Consider the following 22,023-nt stretch of genomic DNA (forward strand, 5'->3'; position numbering starts at 1 on the left):
CGGAGCGGTGATCGGGGCGGCATGGACGCGGACCACGGTGGGCCAACCGAAGACGAGAAGAAGCCTTCCTGGCCCGGTGTGACGAGCCCTCCGCCTGAAGGCCGGACCGACGGCGCGGCCCTCCGTCCGGAATCGGCGGCGGCGGATCCGGCGCATGGCCCCGCCACCGCGGCACTGCCGACGGACACCGTCACCGCGCCCGCGCAGATGTCCGACGGGCGCCGTCCGGCGGGCGGGATCGCCTCGCTCTCCTTGCCGTACCAGATCGTCGCCGCGCTGGCCCTCTCCGTCGTGGGGCTGTGGTCCTGCGCGCACATAGCCATGGTCTTCCTGCACGTCGCGCCGTCCAACACGCTGACGAAACAACACGGACAGGCCGTCGACCGCTGGGTCTACCCGGAGTTCGAGCAGAACTGGAAGCTCTTCGCCCCCAATCCCCTCCAGCAGAACATCTCCGTTCAGGTGCGTGCGGAACTGGCCGGCAACGGTGCCGACGGGAGCCGGATCACCCGTTGGATCGATCTCTCGCGTGACGACGGCGAGGCGATACGCGGGAACCCGCTTCCCAGTCATGTCGAGCAGAACGAGCTGCGCCGTGCCTGGGACTTCTTCAACGGGTCCCACGACAGCGAGAACCGCGCCAACGGCCTGCGGGGCGAACTGTCGGAGCGCTACATCCGCCGCATCGTGATGCTCCGACTCGACGGGCACGGATACGGCGGCATGGTCGAGCGCTTCCAGGTGAGGTCGGCATCGCGTTCCGTCGGAGCGCCGCCGTGGAGCGACGAGAAGATCAGCACCACGGCGGAGTACCGGGTGCTCCCGTGGTGGACGGTCACCGAGTCCGACCTGTCCGGGACGGGCCTGGATCAGGCATCCGCCGTCCGGAAGGCGGAGCGATGAGCGCCCCGGTCCGGCCCGCGGTCACTCCACCGGCTCGGGGCCCTGACGGTTTCACGGCCGCCGCCTCCGGGCTCGCCCGCGCCGTACAGCGAGTCACCGCCTCTCCCCTCGGCGCCTACCAGAGCGCGGTCGTCCGGATCGGTGTCGCCGCCACCTTCCTGTTGTTCCTGCTGCGCGAGCTGCCCCACCGTCATGAGCTGTACGGCCCCGACGGGCCGTGGAGCTGGGACATGGCGGACCGGCTCATCGCGAACAACGGCGCCTTCACCGTCCTGATGTGGTCGGACAGCGCGACCTGGTTCGAGGCCGTGTACGCACTGACGCTGGTCTCGGCCGCGCTGCTGATGGTCGGTTGGCGCACCCGGTGCACCTCGGTGCTGTTCATGGTGGGTGTGCTCTCCCTTCAGAACCGCAGCATCTTCATGGGGGACGGTGGCGACAACGTCATCCACCTGATGGCGCTGTACCTGGTCCTGACCCGCTGCGCCCGTGTCTGGTCGCTGGACGCACGCCGGACCGCCCGGGACGCCACACGGGCCGCGAGCGGGGAGCGGCCGGCGGTTGACGCCGTGGGGCCGGTCCTGTGGGCCGTGCTCGGCGGCTTCCTCCTGCCTGCCACCGTCATGGGCGGACTAGGCGGTACATGGTGGCTTCCCTCGCTGCTGTGGATGCTCTGGCTGGGCGGTGGTGTCCGGTGGGCACTTGACCGGTATGCGCGGGGCCATGAGCTCCGCACCCTCCTGGACGTCGTGGCCAACCTCGCCCACAACGCGGCACTCTTCGTGATCATGGCCGAGGTGTGTCTGATCTACGCCACGGCCGGCTGGTACAAGATCCAGGGCTCCCGCTGGCAGGACGGCACCGCGCTCTACTACCCGCTCAAGCTGGAGTACTTCGCCCCGTGGCCCGGGCTCTCGGACATCATGGCCTCCAGCGCGCTCATCGTCATGGCGCTGACGTACGTGACTGTGATCGTGCAGGTCGCCTTCCCCTTCACGCTCTTCAACAGGCGGGTGAAGAACGTCCTCCTGGTCCTCATGATCGGTGAGCACGCGGGGATCGCTGTACTGCTCGGGCTTCCCTTCTTCTCCATGGCGATGATCGCGGCAGATGCCGTCTTTCTCCCGACGGTCTTCCTCGTCTGGCTGGGGAACCGTGTGACGCGGGCCCGTCGGCGGCTCTTCTCCCGGACCGAGGGGAAGCTCTCCCTGCCCGGTCAGCGCAGGTCGGAGACGGTCGGAGCGGAGGCCGCGCGCGCTGCCGGCGGCGATGGCCATACGCTCGTGCGGTGACCAGCGAGACCGGCAGTGCAGAAGAGCCCACGGCGGATGCGGTACCCGACCCGTCGGCCGAACCCGTCCAGTACGACGACGGATACGGGGTGGAGATCGGCGTCGGGCCGCACCCGCTGCCCTGGCCGGAGGACGAGCGATACGACCCCGAGCTCCTCGCTGGTGGGGACCGGCGCAACGTGGGCGACGGCTACCGGTACTGGACGAGGGAGGCGATCGTCGCCGACCTGGATCTACGGCGCCACGACTTCCATGTGGCCGTGGAGAACTGGGGCCACGACTTCAACATCGGCTCGGTGGTGCGCACCGCCAACGCGTTCCTCGCCAAGGAGATCCACATCGTCGGTCGGCGCCGCTGGAACCGCAGGGGAGCGATGGTCACCGACCGCTACCAGCACGTCCGCCATCACCCCGACACCGCTGATCTGACCGCGTGGGCCGAGAGCGAGGACCTGCCGATCATCGGGATCGACAATCTGCCCGGGGCCGTGCCCATCGAACGGACGGAGCTCCCGCGCCGGTGCGTACTGCTCTTCGGTCAGGAGGGCCCCGGCCTGACGGAGGAGGCCCGAAAGCACGCATCGATGGTGTGCTCGATCGCGCAGTTCGGCTCGACGCGGTCGATCAACGCGGGTGCGGCGGCGGCCATCGCCATGCACGCCTGGGTCCAGCGTTACGCGGACATCCCGGACCCGGGCGAGGCGTGACCGGTGGAGCGGCGCCGCTCCACCGGTCGGGCGGGAGCCGTCGGCAGGCTCCCGCTCAGGCCTGGCGGCGAACCTCTACCATCCGGAACCGGTTGGAGACGAACGCTCCGTCGCAGAGGGCCGCGTTGGCGGCCGGGTTGCCACCCGAACCGTGGAAGTCGGAGAAGGCCGCCGTCTGGTTGACGTACACGCCGCCGGTGAGATTCAGCGAGAGCTGCGCCGATTCGTCGAAGCAGACCTCCTCGACCGCTCGTTCCACCTCCGGGGAGGTGGTGTAGGCGCCGACGGTCATGGCTCCCTGCTCGCGGATCGTCCGGCGCAGCAGCGCGAGCGCGTCCTCGGTCGAGTCGACGGCGACCGCGAAGGAGACCGGGCCGAAGCACTCCGAGAGGAAGGCCGCCCCGTCGTCGCGGCTGGCGCCGTCGACCTTCACCAGGGCAGGTGTCCGCACGACGGCCTCGGGGAATTCGGGGTTGACCACCGTGCGTGACCGGAGCGCGACGTCGCCGAGCGCCGCGGCCCCCTCCAGCCTGTTCTTCACGTCCTCGTTCACCAGGGCGCCGAGCAGACCGTTGGCCCGGGCGTCGTCGTCGAGCAGTCCGGACACCGCCCCGGCGATGTCGCCGACCACCTCCTCGTAGGACTTCGCGCCCGCGTCGGTCGTGATGCCGTCACGTGGGATGAGCAGGTTCTGCGGGGTGGTGCACATCTGGCCGCTGTAGAGGGAGAGCGAGAAGGCCAGATTGCCGAGCATGCCCCGGTAGTCGTCGGTGGAGTCGAGCACGACGGTGTTCACGCCGGCCTTCTCCGTGTAGACCTGGGCCTGCCGGGCGTTGGTCTCCAGCCATTCGCCGAACACGCTGGAGCCCGTGTAATCGATGATCTTGATCTCGGGTCGGAGGGCCAGGGTCTTGGCGATGGCCTCCCCCGGCCGCTCGGTCGCCAACGCGACGAGATTCGGGTCGAAGCCCGCCTCGGCGAGCACCTCCCTGGCCAGCTGGACCGTGAGCGCCAGCGGGAGGACGGCCCGAGGGTGCGGCTTGACCAGGACGGGGTTGCCGGTCGCCAGCGAGGCGAAGAGCCCCGGGTAGCCGTTCCACGTGGGGAAGGTGTTGCACCCGATGAGCAGCGAGATGCCGCGCCCCACCGCCGTGTACGACTTGTGGAGCCGCAGCGGGTCGCGCTTCCCCTGCGGTTTCGACCAGTCCGCGCCCTGCGGGGTGCGTACCTGCTCCTCGTAGGCGTAGGCGACGGCCTCCAGCCCGCGGTCCTGGGCATGCGGGCCTCCGGCCTGGAAGGCCATGACGAACGCCTGGCCGCTGGTGTGCATCACGGCGTGGGCCAGTTCGTGCGTCCGCGCGCTGATCCGGGAGAGGACCTCCAGGCAGACCATGGCCCTGGTCTCGGGGCCCGCCGCTCGCCAGGAGCCCATCGCGGCCTTCATGGCGGGGAGCAGGACGTCGGGGTCGGCGTGGGGGTACTCGACGCCGAGCTCAGGACCGTAGGGCGAGATCTCGCCTCCGGCCCAGCCGTCGGTGCCGGGCTGGCCGAGCTCCAGCCGAGTGCCGAGGACGGCGTCGAACGCGGCCTTGCCCTCCGCCGCACCGAGGCTGCCGGGGAGGCCCTCGGCACCGTAGGCCTTCGGGTGTTCGGGGTGGGGGGACCAGTAGGCGCGGGAGCGGATCGTTTCGAGAGCCCGGTCGAGCGTCGGGCGGTGGGTCTCGGACAGCTTCTCGGGGGAAAGCGCGGCGGTCATGGGCACCAACTCCTCGTCGAGCCGGGCAGGAATGCGCGGACGGAGTTAGAGTAACCGAACGATCGGTCGGGACAAGGGGCCCCGAGGCTCCTGTGGACAACTCATGGGGGAGGATCGCGGACATGACCACGGCCAAGCGGGACACGTACACCCCGGAGACACTCCTCGGCGTCGCCGTCCGCGTCTTCAACGAGCGCGGCTACGACGGCACGTCCATGGAGCATCTCTCCAAGGCGGCGGGCATCTCAAAGTCCTCCATCTACCACCATGTCGCGGGCAAGGAGGAGCTCCTGCGGCGGGCGGTGAGCCGGGCCCTCGACGGGCTGTTCGGCATCCTCGACGAGGCCGGTGCGACCCAGGGGCGGGCGATCGCCCGGGTCGAGTACGTCACACGCCGCACGGTCGAGGTCCTCATCGCGGAGTTGCCGTACGTCACTCTGCTGCTGCGGGTGCGTGGCAACACGGGGACGGAGCGCTGGGCGCTCGAGCGACGGCGTGAGTTCGATCAGAGGGTGTCGGATCTCCTCAAGGCGGCGGTGGCGGAGGGTGATCTGCGTGCCGACGTCGACATACGCCTGGTGACCCGCCTGCTCTTCGGCATGGTGAACTCCCTGGTCGAGTGGTACCGCCCGCAGCCGGGGGGCGCTCCGGACGCGGAGCAGCTCGCGGACACGGTCGTGGGGCTCGCTTTCGACGGCATGCGCGCCGGCTGACTCCACCGGTGGGGCCTGCCGCGGGTCAGACGAGCTCCGGCGGGCGGTCCGGGTGCGGGCCCAGGTCGGTCTCCTCGAACACCAGCAGGGTGCGGGTCGACAGGACCTCCGGTATGGCCTGGATCCTGGTCAGCACAAGCTCACGGAGCGCCTGGTTGTCCGGGGTGTGAACCAGCAGCAGCACGTCGAAGTCGCCGCTGACCAGTGCGATGTGCGTGGCGCCTGGGAGAGCCTGGAGCTGTTCACGCACGGTGCGCCACGAGTTCTGGACGATCTTGAGGGTGATGTAGGCGGAGGCGGTCTGTCCGGCGCGTTCGTGGTTCACGCGCGCGCTGAAGCCCCGTATGACTCCGTCCTCGACGAGCCGGTTGATCCGCGCGTACGCGTTGGCGCGTGAGACGTGGACGCGTTCCGCCACGGCCCGTATCGAGGCGCGGCCATCCGTCTGGAGGATGCGCAGGATGGACCGGTCGATGGCGTCCAGAGGCCGTGCGGGAGGGGTGCGGCCGGGCGCGCCGGGTCCGTCGGCCATTTGTTCAGCTGCCATCTGCCCGCGCCTCCCTGTTGTGGACGACCTGCCCCTATCCCAGGCTGTGGAGAACCGTTTGTCCACAGGCTGGAGGTGCCTGTAGCCAAAATGCGCCCGCGACCGAACAATCGGTAGGTGAGGCACGCCACAGCGGAGCCTCAACCGTGCTCCACATTCCTGGGGATCTCGACACCCCTCGATCCCTCTCGATGCCAGGAGGTGCTTGTCATGACGGTCCAGGAGCTGCCCGGCGCAGCCGCCTACAGGCCCACCCCGCCCCCGGCCTGGAAGCCGCTCACCGACCCCGCGCCGTTGCTCCCGGACCCTGAGCCGTTTCGTGTGCTCGGTACGGAAGCCGCAGCCGGTGCCGATCCCGAGCTGCTGCTGAGGCTCTACGAGGAGTTGGTGCGTGGCCGCCGGTACAACGCCCAGGCGACCGCGCTGACGAAGCAGGGCAGGCTCGCGGTGTATCCGTCGAGCACCGGCCAGGAAGCCTGCGAGATCTCGGCCGCGCTGGTGCTGGAGGACCGGGACTGGCTCTTTCCCAGCTACCGGGACACGCTGGCAGCCGTGGCGCGCGGACTGGATCCGGTCGAGGCGCTGACTCTTCTACGGGGGGACCGGCACACCGGGTACGACCCGCGTGAGCACCGCATCGCCCCGTTGTGCACTCCCTTGGCCACCCAGCTCCCGCACGCGGTGGGCCTGGCGCACGCCGCGCGTCTTCAGGGTGACGACGTGGTGGCCCTGGCCATGGTGGGCGACGGAGGGACGAGCGAGGGCGATTTCCACGAGGCACTGAACTTCGCGGCCGTGTGGCAGGCACCGGTCGTCTTCCTGGTGCAGAACAACGGCTTCGCCATCTCCGTACCACTGGCCAAGCAGACTGCGGCCCCCTCGCTGGCCCACAAGGCCGTGGGCTACGGGATGCCGGGACGGCTGGTCGACGGCAACGACGCGGTCGCGACGCACCAGGTGCTGAGCGAGGCCGTGGCTCGGGCGAGGCGAGGGGAGGGGCCGACGCTGGTGGAAGCGGTGACCTACCGGATGGAAGCCCATACGAACGCCGATGACGCGACCCGCTACCGCGGTGAGAGCGAGGTCGAGGCCTGGCGCGCGCACGACCCGATCCGTCTGATCGAGCGCGAGCTCACCGCGCGGGGTCTGCTGGACGAGGACGGCATCGGAACAGTCCGGGACAAGGCGGAGCGGATGGCCGAAGCGCTGAGGGAGCGGATGAACACGGACCCCGTCCTCGATCCCATGGACCTCTTCGACCATGTCTACGGGAGGCAGACCGGCCAGCTGCGGGAGCAGGCTGCCCGGCTTCGGGACGAGCTCGAGGCGGAGCACGGCACGGACGGCGAGAGCGGCGCGGAGGGAGGACGATGAGCATCGTTGCGGCGGCGGCCGGTGAACGGACCGGCAGGGCGAAGCCGTCGACGATGGCGCAGGCCCTGGGACGGGCCATGCGGGACTCGATGGCGGAGGATCCGACGGTGCACGTCCTGGGCGAGGACGTCGGCACCCTCGGCGGCGTTTTCCGCGTCACCGACGGGCTGGCGAAGGAGTTCGGGGACGCACGCTGCACGGACACGCCGCTGGCCGAGGCGGGAATCCTCGGAGCCGCGGTGGGAATGGCGATGTACGGGCTGAGGCCTGTGGTCGAGATGCAGTTCGACGCCTTCGCCTATCCGGCTTTCGAGCAACTGGTCAGCCATGTGGCCAAGATGAGGAACCGAACCGGTGGCGCCATGCCGCTGCCGATCACGGTGAGGGTGCCTTACGGCGGAGGCATCGGTGGGGTCGAGCACCACAGTGACTCCTCGGAGGCGTACTACATGGCGACCCCCGGCCTGCACGTCGTCATGCCGGCCACGGTGGAGGATGCCTACGGGCTGCTGAGGGAGTCGATCGCTTCCGACGACCCGGTGGTCTTCCTGGAGCCGAAGCGGCTCTACTGGTCCAAGTCGGACTGGTCGCCGGAAGAGCCGGCGCCGGTGGAACCGATCGGGCGGGCCGTGGTCCGCAGACCCGGGCGAAGCGCGACCCTGATCACTTACGGGCCCTCTCTGCCGGTGTGTATGGAGGCCGCGGAGGCCGCTACTGCCGAGGGGTGGGATCTGGAGGTCGTCGACCTGCGTTCGCTGGTGCCGTTCGACGACGAAACGGTCGCCGCGTCGGTCCGGCGCACCGGACGGGCGGTGGTCGTCCACGAGTCGTCCGGCTTCGGCGGTCCGGGGGGCGAGATCGCGGCGCGGGTGACCGAGCGGTGTTTCCACCATCTGGAGGCCCCGGTCCTGCGTGTCGCCGGGTTCGACATCCCATACCCGCCGCCCATGCAGGAGCGGCATCATCTGCCGGGCGTGGACCGGGTGCTCGACGCGGTCGCCCGTCTTCAGTGGGAGGCCGAGAGCTGATGGCGCAGGTGCTCGAATTCAAGCTGCCTGACCTGGGCGAAGGACTGACCGAAGCGGAAATCGTGCGCTGGCTGGTGGAGGTCGGCGACGTCGTCGCTGTCGACCAGCCCGTCGTCGAGGTCGAGACGGCCAAGGCCATGGTGGAGGTTCCGTGCCCCTACAAGGGCGTGGTGACCGCACGGTTCGGCGAGGAGGGCACGGAACTCCCGGTCGGAGCGCCTTTGCTGACGGTAGCGGTCGGATCGGTGGACCCTGCGTCAGGCCGGGCGACTTCCGGAAGTTCCACGGCTGTCGAGGAGGACGGGGCGTCCGGCAATGTGCTGGTCGGCTACGGCACGGCAGCCCCGGCCGCGCGGAGGCGCAGGCTCCGGCCCGAGTCGGCGCCCGTCCCTGCTGCTCCCGCTCTCCAGCCCTCCGCGACTCCGGCGTCACTCGCCCCGGTGCGCGTGGCGGTGGCTGTGCAGGGCCCTGTCGCGGTCATCTCGCCCCTCGTCCGCAGACTTGCCCGTCAGCACGGTCTCGACCTCGGACAGGTCGTCGGGACCGGCCGGGACGGGCTGATCCTTCGTAGCGACGTGGAATCCGCGATCCGGGCGTCGGACGTGGACCGTGCGGTGGGCGAAGCCACGGTGAGTTCGGGCCCGAAGACGACGGGTGAACGTATCGCCCTGCGTGGTGTCCGGGGGGCTGTCGCGGAGAAGCTGTCGCGGAGCAGACGCGAGATCCCCGACGCCACCTGCTGGGTCGATGCCGATGCCACCGAGCTGATGGCCACGCGGGCAGCGATGAACACCGCCGGGGGTTCCGCCGTGGGGCCAAAGATCTCGGTCCTCGCCCTGCTGGCCCGCATCTGTACGGCGGCTCTGGCCCGCTTCCCCGAACTCAACTCGACGGTGGACACGGAGGCCCGGGAGATCGTCCGGCAGTCCCAGGTCCATCTTGGATTCGCCGCGCAGACGGAGCGAGGTCTGGTCGTTCCGGTCGTGAGGGACGCACACCAGCGGACCACGGAGTCGATCGGCAACGAGATCAGCCGGCTCACGGAGCTGGCCAGGGACGGAAAACTGACGCCGGCGCAGCTCACCGGCGGGACCTTCACGTTGAACAACTACGGCGTGTTCGGGGTCGATGGATCGACGCCCATCATCAATCACCCCGAGGCGGCCATGCTCGGCGTCGGACGAATCGTGCCCAAACCCTGGGTGCACGAAGGTGAGCTGGCGATCCGCCAGGTCGTACAGCTTTCCCTCACCTTCGACCACCGGGTCTGTGACGGTGGGACGGCGGGAGGCTTCCTCCGGTACGTGGCCGACTGCGTGGAACGGCCTGCTGTTCTGTTGCGCTCGCTGTAGCGGCGGCGTTGCCGAGCCGGCGTACCGGAGAGGCGGGCACCGCCGGACACCGCCGGAAGCGGACTGAGGAGCCGGCGGCGCCGGCCCTCGGCCCCGCCTCCTGTGGGCCGGCTTCCGGCTTTCCGGGCCCCGGCTTTCCGGGCCCCGGCTTTCCGGGCCCCGGCTTCTCGGGCTCCCCGGCTCCGGCTTCTCGGGCTCCCCGGCTCCGGCTGCTCGGGTTCCGGCTTCTCAGGCTCGGGGCTCACGCCTCCCGTGCTGCGGCCTCCGGCTTCCGGCCTTCGGCTGCTCGGGCTCCGGGCTCCCGTACTCCGGCCTCCGGCTTCCCGGGCTCGGGGCTCGCGCCTCCTGGGCTCCGGGCTCCCGTGCTCCGGGCTACGCCGCGCGCCCCGCCGCCCTCCGGTCCCTCGGCGCCCGCCCTTCGGTTCCTCGCCGTTGTCCCTCCGGTCCCTCGGCGCGCGCCCGCCGGTCGCTCGGCGCACCCCTCCGGCATCCGTACCCCCTCGGATCCGCAGGACCGCCGAATGCCGGACCGCTGGTGAAGTCTCGCCGGTCGTCGTCGGAGCACTGCGGTCCTGCCGAGGCGCGGGCACGGCTGCGTGGACCTGGCCGACGGCACGTGGTCGGCGGGCACGTGGCCGGCCCGGATCTGCTTGGCGCGGTTCCGGCTCGATCTGTCTGGTTCGGATCTGCTCAGGCTCGCGGCCCGGCGTGCATGTGGCCGGCCGCCGGACTGGCTTCCGGAGGGCCGAGGCGCCGAAGCCTCGGCCGTCTGCCGGGCTTCCAGGAGTCGGGTCCCCCGGAACAGTTTGCCGGGCAGTGCCCGCATACTCGGGGCATGACCGCGTATGACGCCATCATTCTTGCCGGCGGGGCCGCGAAGCGCCTTGGTGGTGCGGACAAGCCCGGCCTCAGTGTGGGTGGCCGCGCCCTGCTCGACCGGGTGCTGGCCGCATGCGGCGACGCCGGTTCCACCGTCGTGGTGGGCGGACGCAGGCCCACTGTGCGCCCCGTCACATGGGCACGTGAAGTCCCCGAAGGTGGAGGGCCGTTGGCGGCGCTCGGCGCCGGGGTTCGTCTCACCCGGGCGGAGCGCGTCCTGGTGCTCTCGGCCGATCTGCCCTTCCTGAGCGAGACGACCGTCCGCTCGTTGCTGGACGCGTCAGGGGAGGCGGGCCGTGAAGGAGCGCTCTGCACCGATCGGGACGGACGAGACCAGCCCTTGGTCGCGGTCTACCGTGCGGAGCCGCTCCGCCGTGAACTGGCCCTGCTCGCAACCGAGCACGGCAGCCTGGCAGGTCTTCCGCTGCGCTTGCTGACCGCTGAGCTCGAACTGGCCCGCGTCGAGGCCGATCCGCTGGCCTCCTTCGACTGCGACACCTGGGAAGACATTGCTGCCGCCAGAGCACGGATCAGGGAGCATGGGACCGTGCTGGATGAATGGATCACCGCAGTCAAGAACGAACTGGGCATCGAACTCGACGTCGACACCGCCGTCCTGCTCGATCTGGCCCGTGACGCCGCGCACGGAGTGGCTCGGCCCGCTGCCCCGTTGACCACCTTTCTCGTGGGGTACGCGGCGGCGTTGGCGAGCAGCGGGAAAGGCCCGGAAGAGGGGGCCCGAGCAGTTGCGGACGCCTCCCGCAGGGCGACTGCCCTCGCGCTCAGGTGGGAGGAGGAGACGCAGGCGGACAGCGGGCCCGACACGCCGTGACCGCGGACCGAGGCGAAGCGCGGTCCACTGAAGGGCGGCGGGCCGCGCAGGCACGGGATGCCGAGGAGGAGAGAGCGGTCGAGCAGGCACTGGCGATCGTCGGGCATCAGACGTACCCGCCCCACCCGTACCAGCCCCACCCGCGACCGACCGTGTCCGAGCCGACCGCACCGGTGACAGCTGTGAACGCCTCGTCCTCACGGGCACCAGCAGAGGCCGGCGTCCCCGTCACAGGGCCGGCGTCGACCGTGTCACCGGGCGCCTCGGGGCCGGTGTCCACTTCCCGCAGCGGCTGCGACCCCGAGATCTCCTCCGCATGCGATTCCGTCCCAGGGGTTCCTGTTCCGGACGACACGTCAGGGCCCTGCCCCCCGGAAGCCTCGGCCGCAGACGGTGCCACACCTCCGGGCAACGTACCGGCTCATCACGGCGCTCCCGATTCCTCAACACCATCCGACTCCTGGCCGCCGGCGCCTGCGCAGAAGGATCACCGTGTCCGGGCAAGCGCCTGGGAGGACGCGCGCGCCACGGCCGACCGTCTGGGCCGAGCCACCCCTCTGACTGCCCACCGCCTCCCGTTGGACCGGGCGCTCGGTCATGTACTGGCCGAAGCCGTCGTCGCACTGACCGACCTGCCGTCGTTCGACACCTCGGCCATGGACGGATGGGTCGTCGCGGGCCCGGGACCCTGGACCGTACGCGAAGGTAGGGGCCTTCTCGCCGGACGCGAGGTCACGGAACCGCTGCCCGACGGCCAGGCCACGCGCATCGCCACCGGCGCACGCCTTCCGGCGGACGCCACCGCGGTGATCCGCAGCGAGCACGCGCTGAACGACGAGGCGAAAGGGATTCTGCACGCCACCCGGGAGGTCGTCCCGGGGCAGGACATCCGGCCGAGGGGGCAGGAGTGCCGGTCCGGCGACGAACTCCTGCCCGTCGGGACCGTGGTGACCCCTCCGGTCCTCGGGCTCGCGGCGGCCGCGGGATACGACGCTCTCGCCGCCGTACCCCGTCCCCGTGTCGACGTGTTCGTGCTCGGGGACGAACTGCTCACCGCCGGGCTGCCGCGTGAAGGGCTCATCCGTGACGCACTCGGCCCGATGCTGGCGCCCTGGCTGCGGTCCCTCGGTGCGGAGGTCACGGAACCCAGGCGTCTCGGCGACGACGCCGAAGTGCTTCGCAGGGCACTCCTCTCCTCCGACGCCGATCTTGTGATCACCACCGGTGGGACGGCTGCCGGCCCCGTGGACCACGTGCATCCGGTGTTGGCGGAGATCGGAGCCGAGTTGCTCGTCGACGGCGTGGCCGTACGTCCCGGCCATCCGATGCTGCTGGCCCGGCTGGCCGAGCGCGGGCCCTGCCTGGTGGGCCTGCCCGGCAACCCCCTGGCAGCGGTGTCCGGGTTGTTGACGCTTGCCGAGCCCCTGCTCCGGGGGATCGCCGGCCGGTCTGCCCAGGGCCGCTACCGTGCGCGCGTCCATGAAGAGGTTCACGGGCATCCGCACGACACCCGGCTCATCCCCGTCGTCCATCGGGATGACACCGTCGTGCCTCTCCACTACAACGGTCCCGCCATGCTCAGGGGAATCGCCGCTGCGGACGGGCTGGCCGTGGTGCCACCCGGCGGGGTACGGTCCGGCACCGAGGTGGAGATCCTCGATCTACCTTGGGCCTCGGCTTCGCCGTGGACGGAAGGGTGTTTCACGTGAAACTTCCCGGCCACGATGCGATGGCCAGGCGAGCGGACGAACATGTCGTGCCCACCCGGGTGCTTCTGCCCCGGCGTGTGGTCGACCGGCCGCTCCGTCAGGTGGCCAAGCGGCTGGCGATGGCTCTCTCGGTGCTCGCGCTCACGGTCTTCATCGTCTGGGCCGACCGGGGCGGTTACCACGACAACGCCGATGAACAGGTCGACTTCCTCGACGCCGTCTACTACGCCACGGTGACGCTGTCGACCACCGGGTACGGCGACATCGTCCCGTACAGCGACCCGGCCCGGCTGGTGAACGTGGTTCTGGTGACGCCGCTGCGCGTGCTCTTCCTCATCATCCTGGTCGGCACCACCCTCGAGGTCCTGACCGAGCGGACCCGCGAGGACTTCCGGCTGAACCGTTGGAGAACCAACTTGCGTGAACACACCGTTGTCGTCGGCTTCGGCACCAAGGGCCGCTCCGCGATCCAGACGCTCTGTGCCACCGGTCTGAAGAAGGAACAGATCGTTGTCGTCGACCCTGCCGGAAAGGTCATCGAAGCCGCCAACGCCGAGGGGTTCGTCGGGGTGCTGGGTGATGCGACGCGCAGCGACGTGCTGTTGCGTGCCGAGTTGCAGAAGGCCCGCCAGATCATCATCGCGACGCAGCGGGACGACACAGCGGTGCTCGTCGCCCTGACCGCACGTCAACTCAACCGTGGTGCAAAGATCGTGGCCGCTGTGCGTGAGGAGGAGAACGCACCGTTGCTGCGGCAGTCGGGCGCCGACGCCGTGATCACCAGCGCCAGCGCCGCCGGGCGCCTGCTGGGCCTCTCCGTCCTCAGCCCCAGCGCGGGCACGGTGATGGAAGACCTCATCCAGCAGGGCAGCGGGCTCGACCTCGTCGAGAGGCCGGTCATAAAGGCAGAGGTGGGCAAGAACGTTCGGGAGACCGACGATCTGGTCGTCAGTGTGCTGCGCGGTCACCGGCTCCTCGGCTACGACGATCCGGCCGCGAGCCCCTTGCAGCTGACGGACAGAGTGATCACGATCGTGCGCGCTACGCCGCTGCATCCGGCGAATCCGCACCCTCCGCAGCAGTCCAACCAGCAACTGCCCTGACGCCCTGCCGCCCTGACAGAACGGTGTGGCAGGCGGACGAACCCGGCATGGGCGTGTGCCCTCCGCACGGCCGTACCGCCCTGAGGAGACCTTTCGAACGTCACCCGCAGCCGCCCCAGGCCTCCCCGCACCCGCCCGTGGTGGCCGTAGGTCTCACCCCCGGACGTCGCGGGGCCTCCCCGGGCTCCCAAGGGCCCAGCACCTGACAACCCCGAGCTCCCAGGGCGACGGTTGGGATCGTCCCAGGCAGGTCCCGCCTCGTCGAGGGTGGGCACGGAGTAGCCTCGCGGCCATGCATGCGATCACGATCCCCGAACCAGGTGGCCCTGAAGCGCTCGTGTGGGCCGAGGTGCCAGATCCCGTACCGGGCGAGGGCGAAGTCCTCGTCGAGGTCGTGGCCAGCGCGGTCAACCGGGCCGATGTTCTTCAGCGACAGGGGTTCTACAACCCGCCGGCCGGAGCCTCCCCCTATCCCGGGCTGGAGTGTGCGGGCCGGATCGTGGAGCTCGGTCCCGGGGTGAGCGGATGGTCCGTGGGCGACGAGGTGTGCGGGCTGCTCGCCGGGGGCGGTTACGCGGAGAAGGTTCCGGTCCCCGCCGGTCAGCTGCTGCCGGTGCCCGACGGTGTGGACCTGGCGCAGGCTGCGGCGCTCCCGGAGGTGGCGGCGACCGTCTGGTCCAACGTCTTCATGGTGGCGCACCTGCGCCCCGGCGAGACCCTGCTGATCCATGGGGGGTCGAGCGGCATCGGCACGATGGCGATCCAGCTCGCCAAGGCTGTCGGAGCACGTGTGGCGGTGACCGCGGGAAGCCCGGAGAAACTGGCCCGCTGCAAGGAACTCGGCGCCGACATCCTCATCGACTACCACGAGCAGGACTTCGTCGACGAGCTGCGCAAGGCGACGGACGGGGCCGGTGCGGACGTGATCCTGGACATCGTCGGGGCGAAGTACCTGGACCGGAACGTGCGGGCGCTGGCGGTCAACGGCCGTCTCGCCATCATCGGTCTCCAGGGCGGAGTCAAGGGCGAGCTGAATCTGGGCGCCCTGCTGAGCAAGCGGGCCGCGGTCACGGCGACGTCGCTGCGCGGAAGGCCGCTCGCCGAGAAGGCCGCGATCATCGCGGCGGTTCGTGAGCATGTGTGGCCGCTGCTGGCCGACGGAGTGGTCCGGCCGGTCGTGGACCGCACGATTCCCATGCAGGATGCCGCGGAGGCGCACCGGCTGATGGAGTCCAGCAGCCACATCGGGAAGATCCTCCTGGCCGCACCGCAGGCCTGATGGGAGTGAACCCGGTTCACGGCCGGGTCCGGAACGCCGGTCGCGCACCGGGGCCCGGCACGCACCCTGCGTGCCGGGCCCCGGTGCGACATGCATCGGCGCGCTGTCGGCGGCCGCCATAGCCGCGGTCCGCTGCCGTCGGCCCCCGCGCGGGGCCGGTGATCCTTACAGGTACGGGCCGGAGCGTGCCGGTCCGTGCGGGTCGATGCCGCCTTCTTCGTCCTCGTGCCCCACACCGGGGGGAAGGGCCCGGCGCATCTGCTCCAGCTGTGCGCGAGCAGCCATCTGCTGGGCGAAGAGCGCGGTCTGGATTCCGTGGAAGAGCCCTTCCAGCCAGCCGACCAGCTGGGCCTGGGCGATGCGCAGCTCGGCCTCGGAGGGGACCGACTCCTCGGTGAACGGCAGGGACAGCCGCTCCAGTTCCTCCACCAGCTCGGGCGCGAGCCCGTCCTCGAGTTCCTTCACCGAACTGGCGTGGATCTCCTTGAGCCTGACCCGGCTCGCCTCGTCGAGAGGAGCGGCCCTGACTTCTTCCAGAAGCTGCTTGATCATGCTGCCGATGCGCATGACCTTGGCGGGCTGCTCCACCATCTCGGTCACCGGGACCTCGCGCGACTCGTCGTCGCCTCCGCCGCCGATGGCCATTCCGTCCTGTCCCACCACGAGGACTTGGGGGTGCTCCTGCGACCGTTCATTCCTCGGCATCTCCATGCAGACATTGTCGCGCACACGGCCTTCACGACATGGTGGTGCCCCCGGAACGGGTAGATCATCCCTGGAAGCCGTCGCGGAAGGCCGTCACAGGCCTGTTCGGTCAATGTGTACGGCGCAGTCGGAACCCTAGAAACGCCAGCCCCAGACCTACCAGCACGATCCCGGTTCCCAGGGAGACGTCACGCACCTCCCGCAGGGCGGGATCGTCCAGCGCCTGCCTACGCTGCCGTGCGGTCTCCCCGGGCTCGGGGAACGCATCCGGTGGCGGCGTGAAGGCGGGTACGTCGACGGGGTCCGGGTCCGGTGGCACCTCGTCCGCCGCGGCCTCGGAGTCCGCGACCTCGACCGGGGAGAGCGAACGCCCGGGTCGCGCGCGCCCCTGGCCCGCCTCTCGCCCCGCCAGGGGGGATTCCGTTGCGGGAGGGCGTTCCCCGGGGGACGGTGACCCGGAAGGGGCACCAGGCGCGGGAAGGCCCTTCAGGGACGGACCGGGCGCAGGAAGGCCCTTCAGGGGCGGGTCGAGGGCGGGCCGGTCGTCCGGAGACCCAACGGCCGCGGGTCGGCCTCCCGGAAACGGGGCGAGGGCGGCAGGAACCTCCTCCGGGAACGGGAACGGGAACGCTCCGGACGGGCGGCGTGTGTCGAGGTGCTGCGCGGGATCGGTTCGCCCCTCCGGGCGCCCTGAGGGAGCCTGCCCCTCCGAACGGGAAGGCTCGGAGGCGGTTTCAGGGGTCACGGAGGCGGCGGTGTCAGGAGCGGGGGCGCCGCCATCGCCGTATGCCCCGTCAGATGGGCCGAGGGCGATCCCGATGGCCATCACCAGGCAGGCGACGACGCACCGTGACGGCCGTGGAACCGGGAGTCCTGGAGGCATGCGATCAGAGTCACATACCCCGATTTGTCCGGCATCTCGAATGCAACCGGAGGATTCAGGGGCCTCAGCCGCCTCGGACGCGTCCCGGAGGCCGCCGGACACCCCCGAGGGAAGCAGCCCAGCCCCCGCCCGCACCGAGGACGGACGCCCCCTGAGAGGTGGGGACGAGGTCACGTGGGGCAAAGAGCTCCGGAGTGAGGTCTCAGACGAGCGGCTCCTCCCGCGTCACGGAAGGAGCCGGTGGTACGTCCGCGCAGGGTCGCCCGTCAGGCAGGGTCGCCCGTCGCGATCCGCAGCTCGAAGTGGGCGCCCCGCTCGGCGACGGCCGTACCCGTCGTCGGGAACTGGTCGATGACCTGGTCCTCGGCGTAGGTGTTGCCCTCCACCTTGATGACCTTGACCGTCCAGCCCGCGGCGGCGATGCAGGTCTTCGCCGAGATGATGTCCTTGTAGACGAAGTTCGGAGCCTGCACCTTGGCCGGGTCGTCCGTGTCCTCGGTGGCGTCGGTGCAGTCCTCGGTGTCCATGGTCCGGTTGCGCTCCGGAGGCTTGTGCTCGCCGGCCACGCTGGACTCGGAGGTGCTCGGGTCGCCGCCCTTGCCGGAGTCGTCGTCCTGCAGGCTCAGGAAGGTGACCAGGCCGCCGATCGCGACCAGGGCGACGACTATCGCCCCCACGATCACGGGCATGTTCCGCCCGGAGCCGTTGTTGCCGCCCGCCATCGAGGAGGTCTGCGGGGACATCGTGTACGGCGGCGGGGTCTGCTGGTGCCCGAGCCCGCCCGAGGTCCCGTACGGCTGCGCCGCCTGCGGGTAGCCGTAGCCCGGTGTGGGCGCGGGCGTGGCGTAGGGGCCCGGCTGGTGCTGTTGGTGCGCGTGCGGCTGGTACGGCATCTGAACGCCCTGCGGGGCAGGGGTGCTCTGGTCGACGGGCGGGAAGACCGCCGAGCCGACGCCGGAGCCGCTGTTCGCCGGACCGCTGCCACCGGTGATCACCGGGGCGCCCGCCGGACCGCTCGCGCTCAGCACGCGGGTGATCTCGTCCTGCATCGCGGCCGCGCTGGGGAAGCGCTCGTTCGGGTTCTTTTTCAGCGCGCGGGCGACGAGGGCGTCCATCGCCGGGGTGACCGACCTGTTGATGGTCGACGGGGCGACCGGCTCCTCCTGCACATGCGCGTAGGCGATGGCGAGCGGGGAGTCCGCGTCGAAGGGAAGACGGCCCGTGAGCAGCTGGAACAGCATGATGCCGACCGAGTACAGGTCGGAGCGCGCGTCGACGCCGCGGCCGAGTGCCTGCTCCGGGGAGAGGTACTGCGGGGTGCCGACGACCATGCCGGTCTGGGTCATCGAGGTGACCCCCGACTGCATGGCACGGGCGATACCGAAGTCCATGACCTTGACGACGCCGCGCTTGGTCATCATCACGTTGCCGGGCTTGATGTCACGGTGGACCAGGCCCATCTCGTGGCTGGTCTCCAGCGCCGCGAGCACGTCGGCCGTCACCTTGAGGGCCTTGTCGGCCGGCATCGCGCCGTACTGCTGGATGTCCGACTGGAGCACGGAGCCGAGCGGCTGCCCCTCGACGTACTCCATGACGATGTACGGCATCAGGGCGCCGCCGAGCTCGTCCTCACCCGTGTCGAACACCGAGACGATGTTGGTGTGCTGCAGCTTCGCGACGGCCTGCGCCTCGCGCCGGAAGCGCTCACGGAAGGACTGCTCGCGTCCCAGCTCGGTGTGCAGGGTCTTGATCGCGACCTGCCGGTCGAGTGCCGAGTCGTATGCCAGGTAGACGGACGCCATGCCGCCTTCACCGAGCAGGTCGCGCAGCTGGTAGCGGCCACCGGCCACAGAACCGCCCGCGTAGCGCCCCTGTGCGCCGTCGTGGCTCATGACTTGCATCCCCCTCGGCGCCCGACGGACGCGGTCAACCCGATTACGGGCCAAGTCTGCCCGAGGGGTACGACACGTCAAGCCAGGTGCCCGTTCCGTGACCCTACGCACAAGAAGCGTCTCGGAAGCGTTACAGGAAGCGCATGGAATTTGCGCGTACGGCGCGCGAGCCGATTGGATGGCCCGTCACTCCGGAAACCGGTGTGCCGGACAGAGCCTGTAGCGTGACGTGGCGATGCAGCAAGGCACCGCGAGAACCCGCAGACGTGCGGACAGATACGACGGCGAGGACTGATGGCACCCGAATCCGAAGCAAACGGCGGCGGAGTTTCGGATGGCACCGACTCCTGGGGCGTCGGTGGTGTGGTCGGGGACGGCCGTTACCGCATGACCCACCGGCTCGGCCGTGGCGGTATGGCCGAGGTCTACGCCGCGGAGGACGTCCGTCTGGGCCGTACGGTGGCGGTGAAGCTGCTCCGGTCCGATCTGGCCGAGGACCCGGTCTCCAAGGCCCGTTTCACGCGTGAGGCACAGTCGGTCGCGGGTCTCAACCACCACGCGATCGTCGCCGTGTACGACTCCGGCGAGGATGTCGTCGGCGGGGCGACCGTGCCCTACATCGTCATGGAGCTCGTCGAGGGCAACACCATCCGTGACCTGCTGCTGGAGGCCGAGGCGCCGCCGCCGGAGCAGGCGCTGATCATCGTCGCGGGCGTCCTGGAAGCCCTGGCCTACTCCCACCAGCACGGCATCGTGCACCGTGACATCAAGCCGGCGAACGTGATCATCACGCACTCCGGTGCGGTCAAGGTGATGGACTTCGGCATCGCCCGCGCCCTGCACGGCGCCCAGTCGACGATGACGCAGACCGGCATGGTCATGGGCACGCCCCAGTACCTCTCCCCGGAGCAGGCGCTCGGCAAGGCGGTCGACCACCGTTCCGACCTGTACGCCACCGGCTGCCTGCTCTACGAACTGCTGGCGCTGCGGCCTCCGTTCACGGGTGAGACCCCGCTCTCGGTGGTGTACCAGCACGTCCAGGACATGCCGGTTCCGCCCTCCCAGGTGGCCGGCGCCGTCCCGCCGGAGCTGGACGGCCTCGTCATGCGCTCCCTCGCGAAGGATCCGGACGACCGGTTCCAGAGCGCCGAGGAGATGCGCGGCCTCGTCCAGTACGGCCTGCAGATGCTGCAGGTCCAGGGCGGGCACACGGGCACGTGGAACACCGGCCCGGTCGCTCTGAACGACAGCGGCCGCACCGCGGCGATGAACCTCGGCGGCAGTACGGCGGCGATGGCCCGGCCCATGCACGGGGACACCTCGCAGGGGCCGATCCTGCCGCCCATGAACCCGGACGACGGGGCGTACACGGGCGGTCACCACAACGGTGGCGGCCGCGGGAAGATGTGGCTGTTCGTCGTCCTCGCGCTGATCGCGATCGGTGCGGGTGTCGCGTTCGCCGTCCAGGCGGCCAACGACGACGGCGGCGGCAAGAAGTCCCCCGTCTCGCCCTCCAGTTCGGTCTCCCCTTCGGAACGTGAGTCCTCTCCTGAGCCGACGGACGAGGAGTCGGAGGAGCCCGAGCAGCCGGACGACTCGTCGGGCGGCCAGACATGGGAGACCTCGGAACCCTCGTACACCCCCTCGGACCAGCCGACGGAGCCGACGAAGGCGCCGACCCAGACGCCCACCTCGCCCGACCCGGGCACGGGCGGAACCTCCGACGGTGGGACGACCACGGACGGCGGCACCGGCGACGACGGCGGCACCGGTGACGACGGTGGTACCGGTGACGACGGCGGCACCGGCGACGACACGGCGGGGACGACGGAAGGCACCACCTCGGGCGGCACCCCGGCCGGGACGGCGGCGGGAGCGGCGACCGGCACCACGGCGGGCACGACACCCTGACCGCGGCTCACGGCGACACCCCCGACCGCAGGCATGGTCCGCACGCGTGAGTACACGGCCCGCCCGTGACATGGAGCCGGACGGTCAAGGGGCCCCCGGTCTCACTCCGTGAAGGCCTCGCCGACGGCCTCGTACTCGCGCGTCCACCACACCGCCAGGGCCGACACCGCAGGGAACTGCGGGTCGGCCCTGCGGTCGTGGAGGCGGTAGCGCCAGCGCAGTATCCAGAAGTCGTTGAGGCGTTCCCACCACACCCGGTGCACGGCTGCCGCCAGCTCGGCGGCTCCCGCTCCGGCCGAGCGCCGGTAGGCGCGGGCGTACGCCCGTACCTTCTCCAGCGCGAGCCTTCCGTCCGGCCGGACGAAGAAGATCGCCGCGGCCCTCACCGCCTCCTCGGCCCGCGGCTGGACCCCGAGCCGGTCCCAGTCAACGATCGCCACCGGGTCGGCGTCCCGGTAGAGCAGGTTCAGCGGATGGAAGTCGCCGTGGACCCACCCCCTGGCGGATACCCCGGGGGTCGGTGGACGGCGGTGTGCGTGCCGCTCCAGCAGTGCGCGGCGTTCGACGAGGCGGTGTACGGCGAGTTCGTCGAAGGCGTCGCGGGGACCCGTCCTCCTCGCGGCCTCCAGCAGGTCGTCGATGAGCGCGAAGGTGTCGGCGGGGTCGGGGCTCCGGCCGCGCACGGGCGAGGGCTGGTCCGCCTCCATGACCTGTGCCAGGCCCGTGTGCACGGTGCCGAGCAGCGTCCCGAGGCGGCGGGACTGGGCCGTCGTGAGCTGTGTTCCGTCGCGGTGGAGCCCGTCCACCCATCGGTGCAGGGCGTAGCGCTGCCCGCCGATCACCGAGACCGTGTCACCCTCCGTGTCCACAAGAGGCGGAGCCACCGGCACTCCGAGGGAGTGCAGCTGCTGGGTCGCCCGGTGCTGCCGGACGATCGTCGCGTGGTCGCCGCTGGAGTCGTCCAGGTGGTGCTTGTCGAGGTGGTGCTTGAGGAAGTACGAGCCTCGGGTGGTGGACACACGGTAACCGTGGTTGAGCAGGCCCTTGTTGAGAGGTTCGCAGGCGAGCGGCTCGCCGGCGTCCGGGTAGCGGCGCAGGACCTCACCGATCGGAGGGACAGGCGGAAGGGTCACAGATGAGCGCAGCACTCGCCACATG

The 22,023-nt window shown here is 70.5% G+C and carries 17 protein-coding genes; 12 read left to right on the forward strand and 5 right to left on the reverse strand.

Annotated elements, in window-relative coordinates:
- The first annotated feature begins 21 nt into the window (after positions 1-21).
- Genes ACGFNN_RS19210 through ACGFNN_RS19220 form a run of 3 tightly spaced genes read left to right on the forward strand, consistent with a single transcriptional unit; the run spans position 22 to position 2,902 of the window.
- A complete protein-coding gene (locus ACGFNN_RS19210; RefSeq protein ID WP_393557284.1) occupies positions 22-903 on the forward strand; it encodes a DUF5819 family protein in 882 nt (293 codons plus the stop codon).
- Complete coding sequence (locus ACGFNN_RS19215) at positions 900-2,195, forward strand: HTTM domain-containing protein (RefSeq protein ID WP_393557286.1); 1,296 nt, start codon at positions 900-902, stop codon at positions 2,193-2,195. Before ACGFNN_RS19210 ends, ACGFNN_RS19215 begins: the two co-directional genes overlap by 4 nt.
- Entirely contained in the window at positions 2,192-2,902 is a 711-nt protein-coding gene (locus ACGFNN_RS19220; RefSeq protein WP_393557288.1) for a TrmH family RNA methyltransferase, read from the forward strand. Before ACGFNN_RS19215 ends, ACGFNN_RS19220 begins: the two co-directional genes overlap by 4 nt.
- 55 nt (positions 2,903-2,957) lie before the next feature.
- On the opposite strand, the gene paaN is transcribed toward ACGFNN_RS19220, so the two are convergent.
- Positions 2,958-4,658 (reverse strand): phenylacetic acid degradation protein PaaN, encoded by a 1,701-nt coding sequence (gene paaN, locus ACGFNN_RS19225; protein WP_393557290.1) that lies wholly within the window; start codon positions 4,656-4,658, stop codon positions 2,958-2,960.
- Positions 4,659-4,780: 122 nt separating this feature from the next.
- Here paaN and ACGFNN_RS19230 point away from each other — a divergent pair, with 122 nt between their 5' ends.
- The gene (locus ACGFNN_RS19230; RefSeq protein WP_393557292.1) at positions 4,781-5,371 is read left to right on the forward strand and encodes a TetR/AcrR family transcriptional regulator; all 591 of its coding nucleotides are present in this window, start codon (positions 4,781-4,783) and stop codon (positions 5,369-5,371) included.
- 25 nt (positions 5,372-5,396) lie between these two features.
- On the opposite strand, the gene ACGFNN_RS19235 is transcribed toward ACGFNN_RS19230, so the two are convergent.
- Positions 5,397-5,918 (reverse strand): Lrp/AsnC family transcriptional regulator, encoded by a 522-nt coding sequence (locus ACGFNN_RS19235; protein WP_393557294.1) that lies wholly within the window; start codon positions 5,916-5,918, stop codon positions 5,397-5,399.
- A 210-nt stretch (positions 5,919-6,128) separates the two neighbouring features.
- Here ACGFNN_RS19235 and pdhA point away from each other — a divergent pair, with 210 nt between their 5' ends.
- From pdhA to ACGFNN_RS19270, 7 genes are all read left to right on the forward strand, one after another.
- The gene (gene pdhA, locus ACGFNN_RS19240; protein WP_393557295.1) at positions 6,129-7,292 is read left to right on the forward strand and encodes a pyruvate dehydrogenase (acetyl-transferring) E1 component subunit alpha; all 1,164 of its coding nucleotides are present in this window, start codon (positions 6,129-6,131) and stop codon (positions 7,290-7,292) included.
- Positions 7,289-8,320, forward strand: coding sequence for an alpha-ketoacid dehydrogenase subunit beta (locus ACGFNN_RS19245; RefSeq protein WP_393557297.1), 1,032 nt, complete (start codon positions 7,289-7,291; stop codon positions 8,318-8,320). The genes pdhA and ACGFNN_RS19245 overlap by 4 nt, the downstream gene beginning before the upstream one ends.
- The gene (locus ACGFNN_RS19250) at positions 8,320-9,672 is read left to right on the forward strand and encodes a dihydrolipoamide acetyltransferase family protein (RefSeq protein WP_393557299.1); all 1,353 of its coding nucleotides are present in this window, start codon (positions 8,320-8,322) and stop codon (positions 9,670-9,672) included. The genes ACGFNN_RS19245 and ACGFNN_RS19250 overlap by 1 nt, the downstream gene beginning before the upstream one ends.
- Positions 9,673-10,507: 835 nt before the next feature.
- Positions 10,508-11,383: an NTP transferase domain-containing protein gene (locus ACGFNN_RS19255; protein WP_393557301.1), complete on the forward strand. Its 876-nt coding sequence runs from the start codon at positions 10,508-10,510 to the stop codon at positions 11,381-11,383.
- 152 nt (positions 11,384-11,535) lie between these two features.
- Positions 11,536-13,092 carry a molybdopterin-binding protein gene (locus ACGFNN_RS19260; protein ID WP_393557744.1) on the forward strand — a complete coding sequence of 519 codons (1,557 nt, stop codon included), beginning with the start codon at positions 11,536-11,538 and terminating at the stop codon, positions 13,090-13,092.
- Positions 13,050-14,195 (forward strand): potassium channel family protein, encoded by a 1,146-nt coding sequence (locus tag ACGFNN_RS19265; protein ID WP_393557303.1) that lies wholly within the window; start codon positions 13,050-13,052, stop codon positions 14,193-14,195. The genes ACGFNN_RS19260 and ACGFNN_RS19265 overlap by 43 nt, the downstream gene beginning before the upstream one ends.
- Positions 14,196-14,487: 292 nt before the next feature.
- Complete coding sequence (locus ACGFNN_RS19270) at positions 14,488-15,474, forward strand: NAD(P)H-quinone oxidoreductase (RefSeq protein WP_393557305.1); 987 nt, start codon at positions 14,488-14,490, stop codon at positions 15,472-15,474.
- A gap of 165 nt (positions 15,475-15,639) precedes the next feature.
- Here ACGFNN_RS19270 and ACGFNN_RS19275 read toward each other — a convergent pair whose 3' ends face one another.
- Positions 15,640-16,185: a bacterial proteasome activator family protein gene (locus ACGFNN_RS19275; RefSeq protein ID WP_385020282.1), complete on the reverse strand. Its 546-nt coding sequence runs from the start codon at positions 16,183-16,185 to the stop codon at positions 15,640-15,642.
- Between the two features lie 1,143 nt (positions 16,186-17,328).
- On the reverse strand, positions 17,329-18,954 hold the full coding sequence (locus tag ACGFNN_RS19280) for a protein kinase (protein WP_393557307.1): 1,626 nt from the start codon (positions 18,952-18,954) through the stop codon (positions 17,329-17,331).
- Positions 18,955-19,248: 294 nt separating this feature from the next.
- Between ACGFNN_RS19280 and ACGFNN_RS19285 the strand changes: the two genes are divergently transcribed.
- Positions 19,249-20,865: a protein kinase gene (locus ACGFNN_RS19285; RefSeq protein WP_393557308.1), complete on the forward strand. Its 1,617-nt coding sequence runs from the start codon at positions 19,249-19,251 to the stop codon at positions 20,863-20,865.
- Positions 20,866-20,966: 101 nt separating this feature from the next.
- Here ACGFNN_RS19285 and ACGFNN_RS19290 read toward each other — a convergent pair whose 3' ends face one another.
- Positions 20,967-22,022, reverse strand: coding sequence for a phosphotransferase (locus ACGFNN_RS19290; protein WP_393557310.1), 1,056 nt, complete (start codon positions 22,020-22,022; stop codon positions 20,967-20,969).
- Position 22,023: the final 1 nt, after the last annotated feature.

Origin of the sequence: Streptomyces sp. NPDC048590, from assembly GCF_043199535.1 — a bacterium.
Lineage (GTDB): Bacteria > Actinomycetota > Actinomycetes > Streptomycetales > Streptomycetaceae > Streptomyces.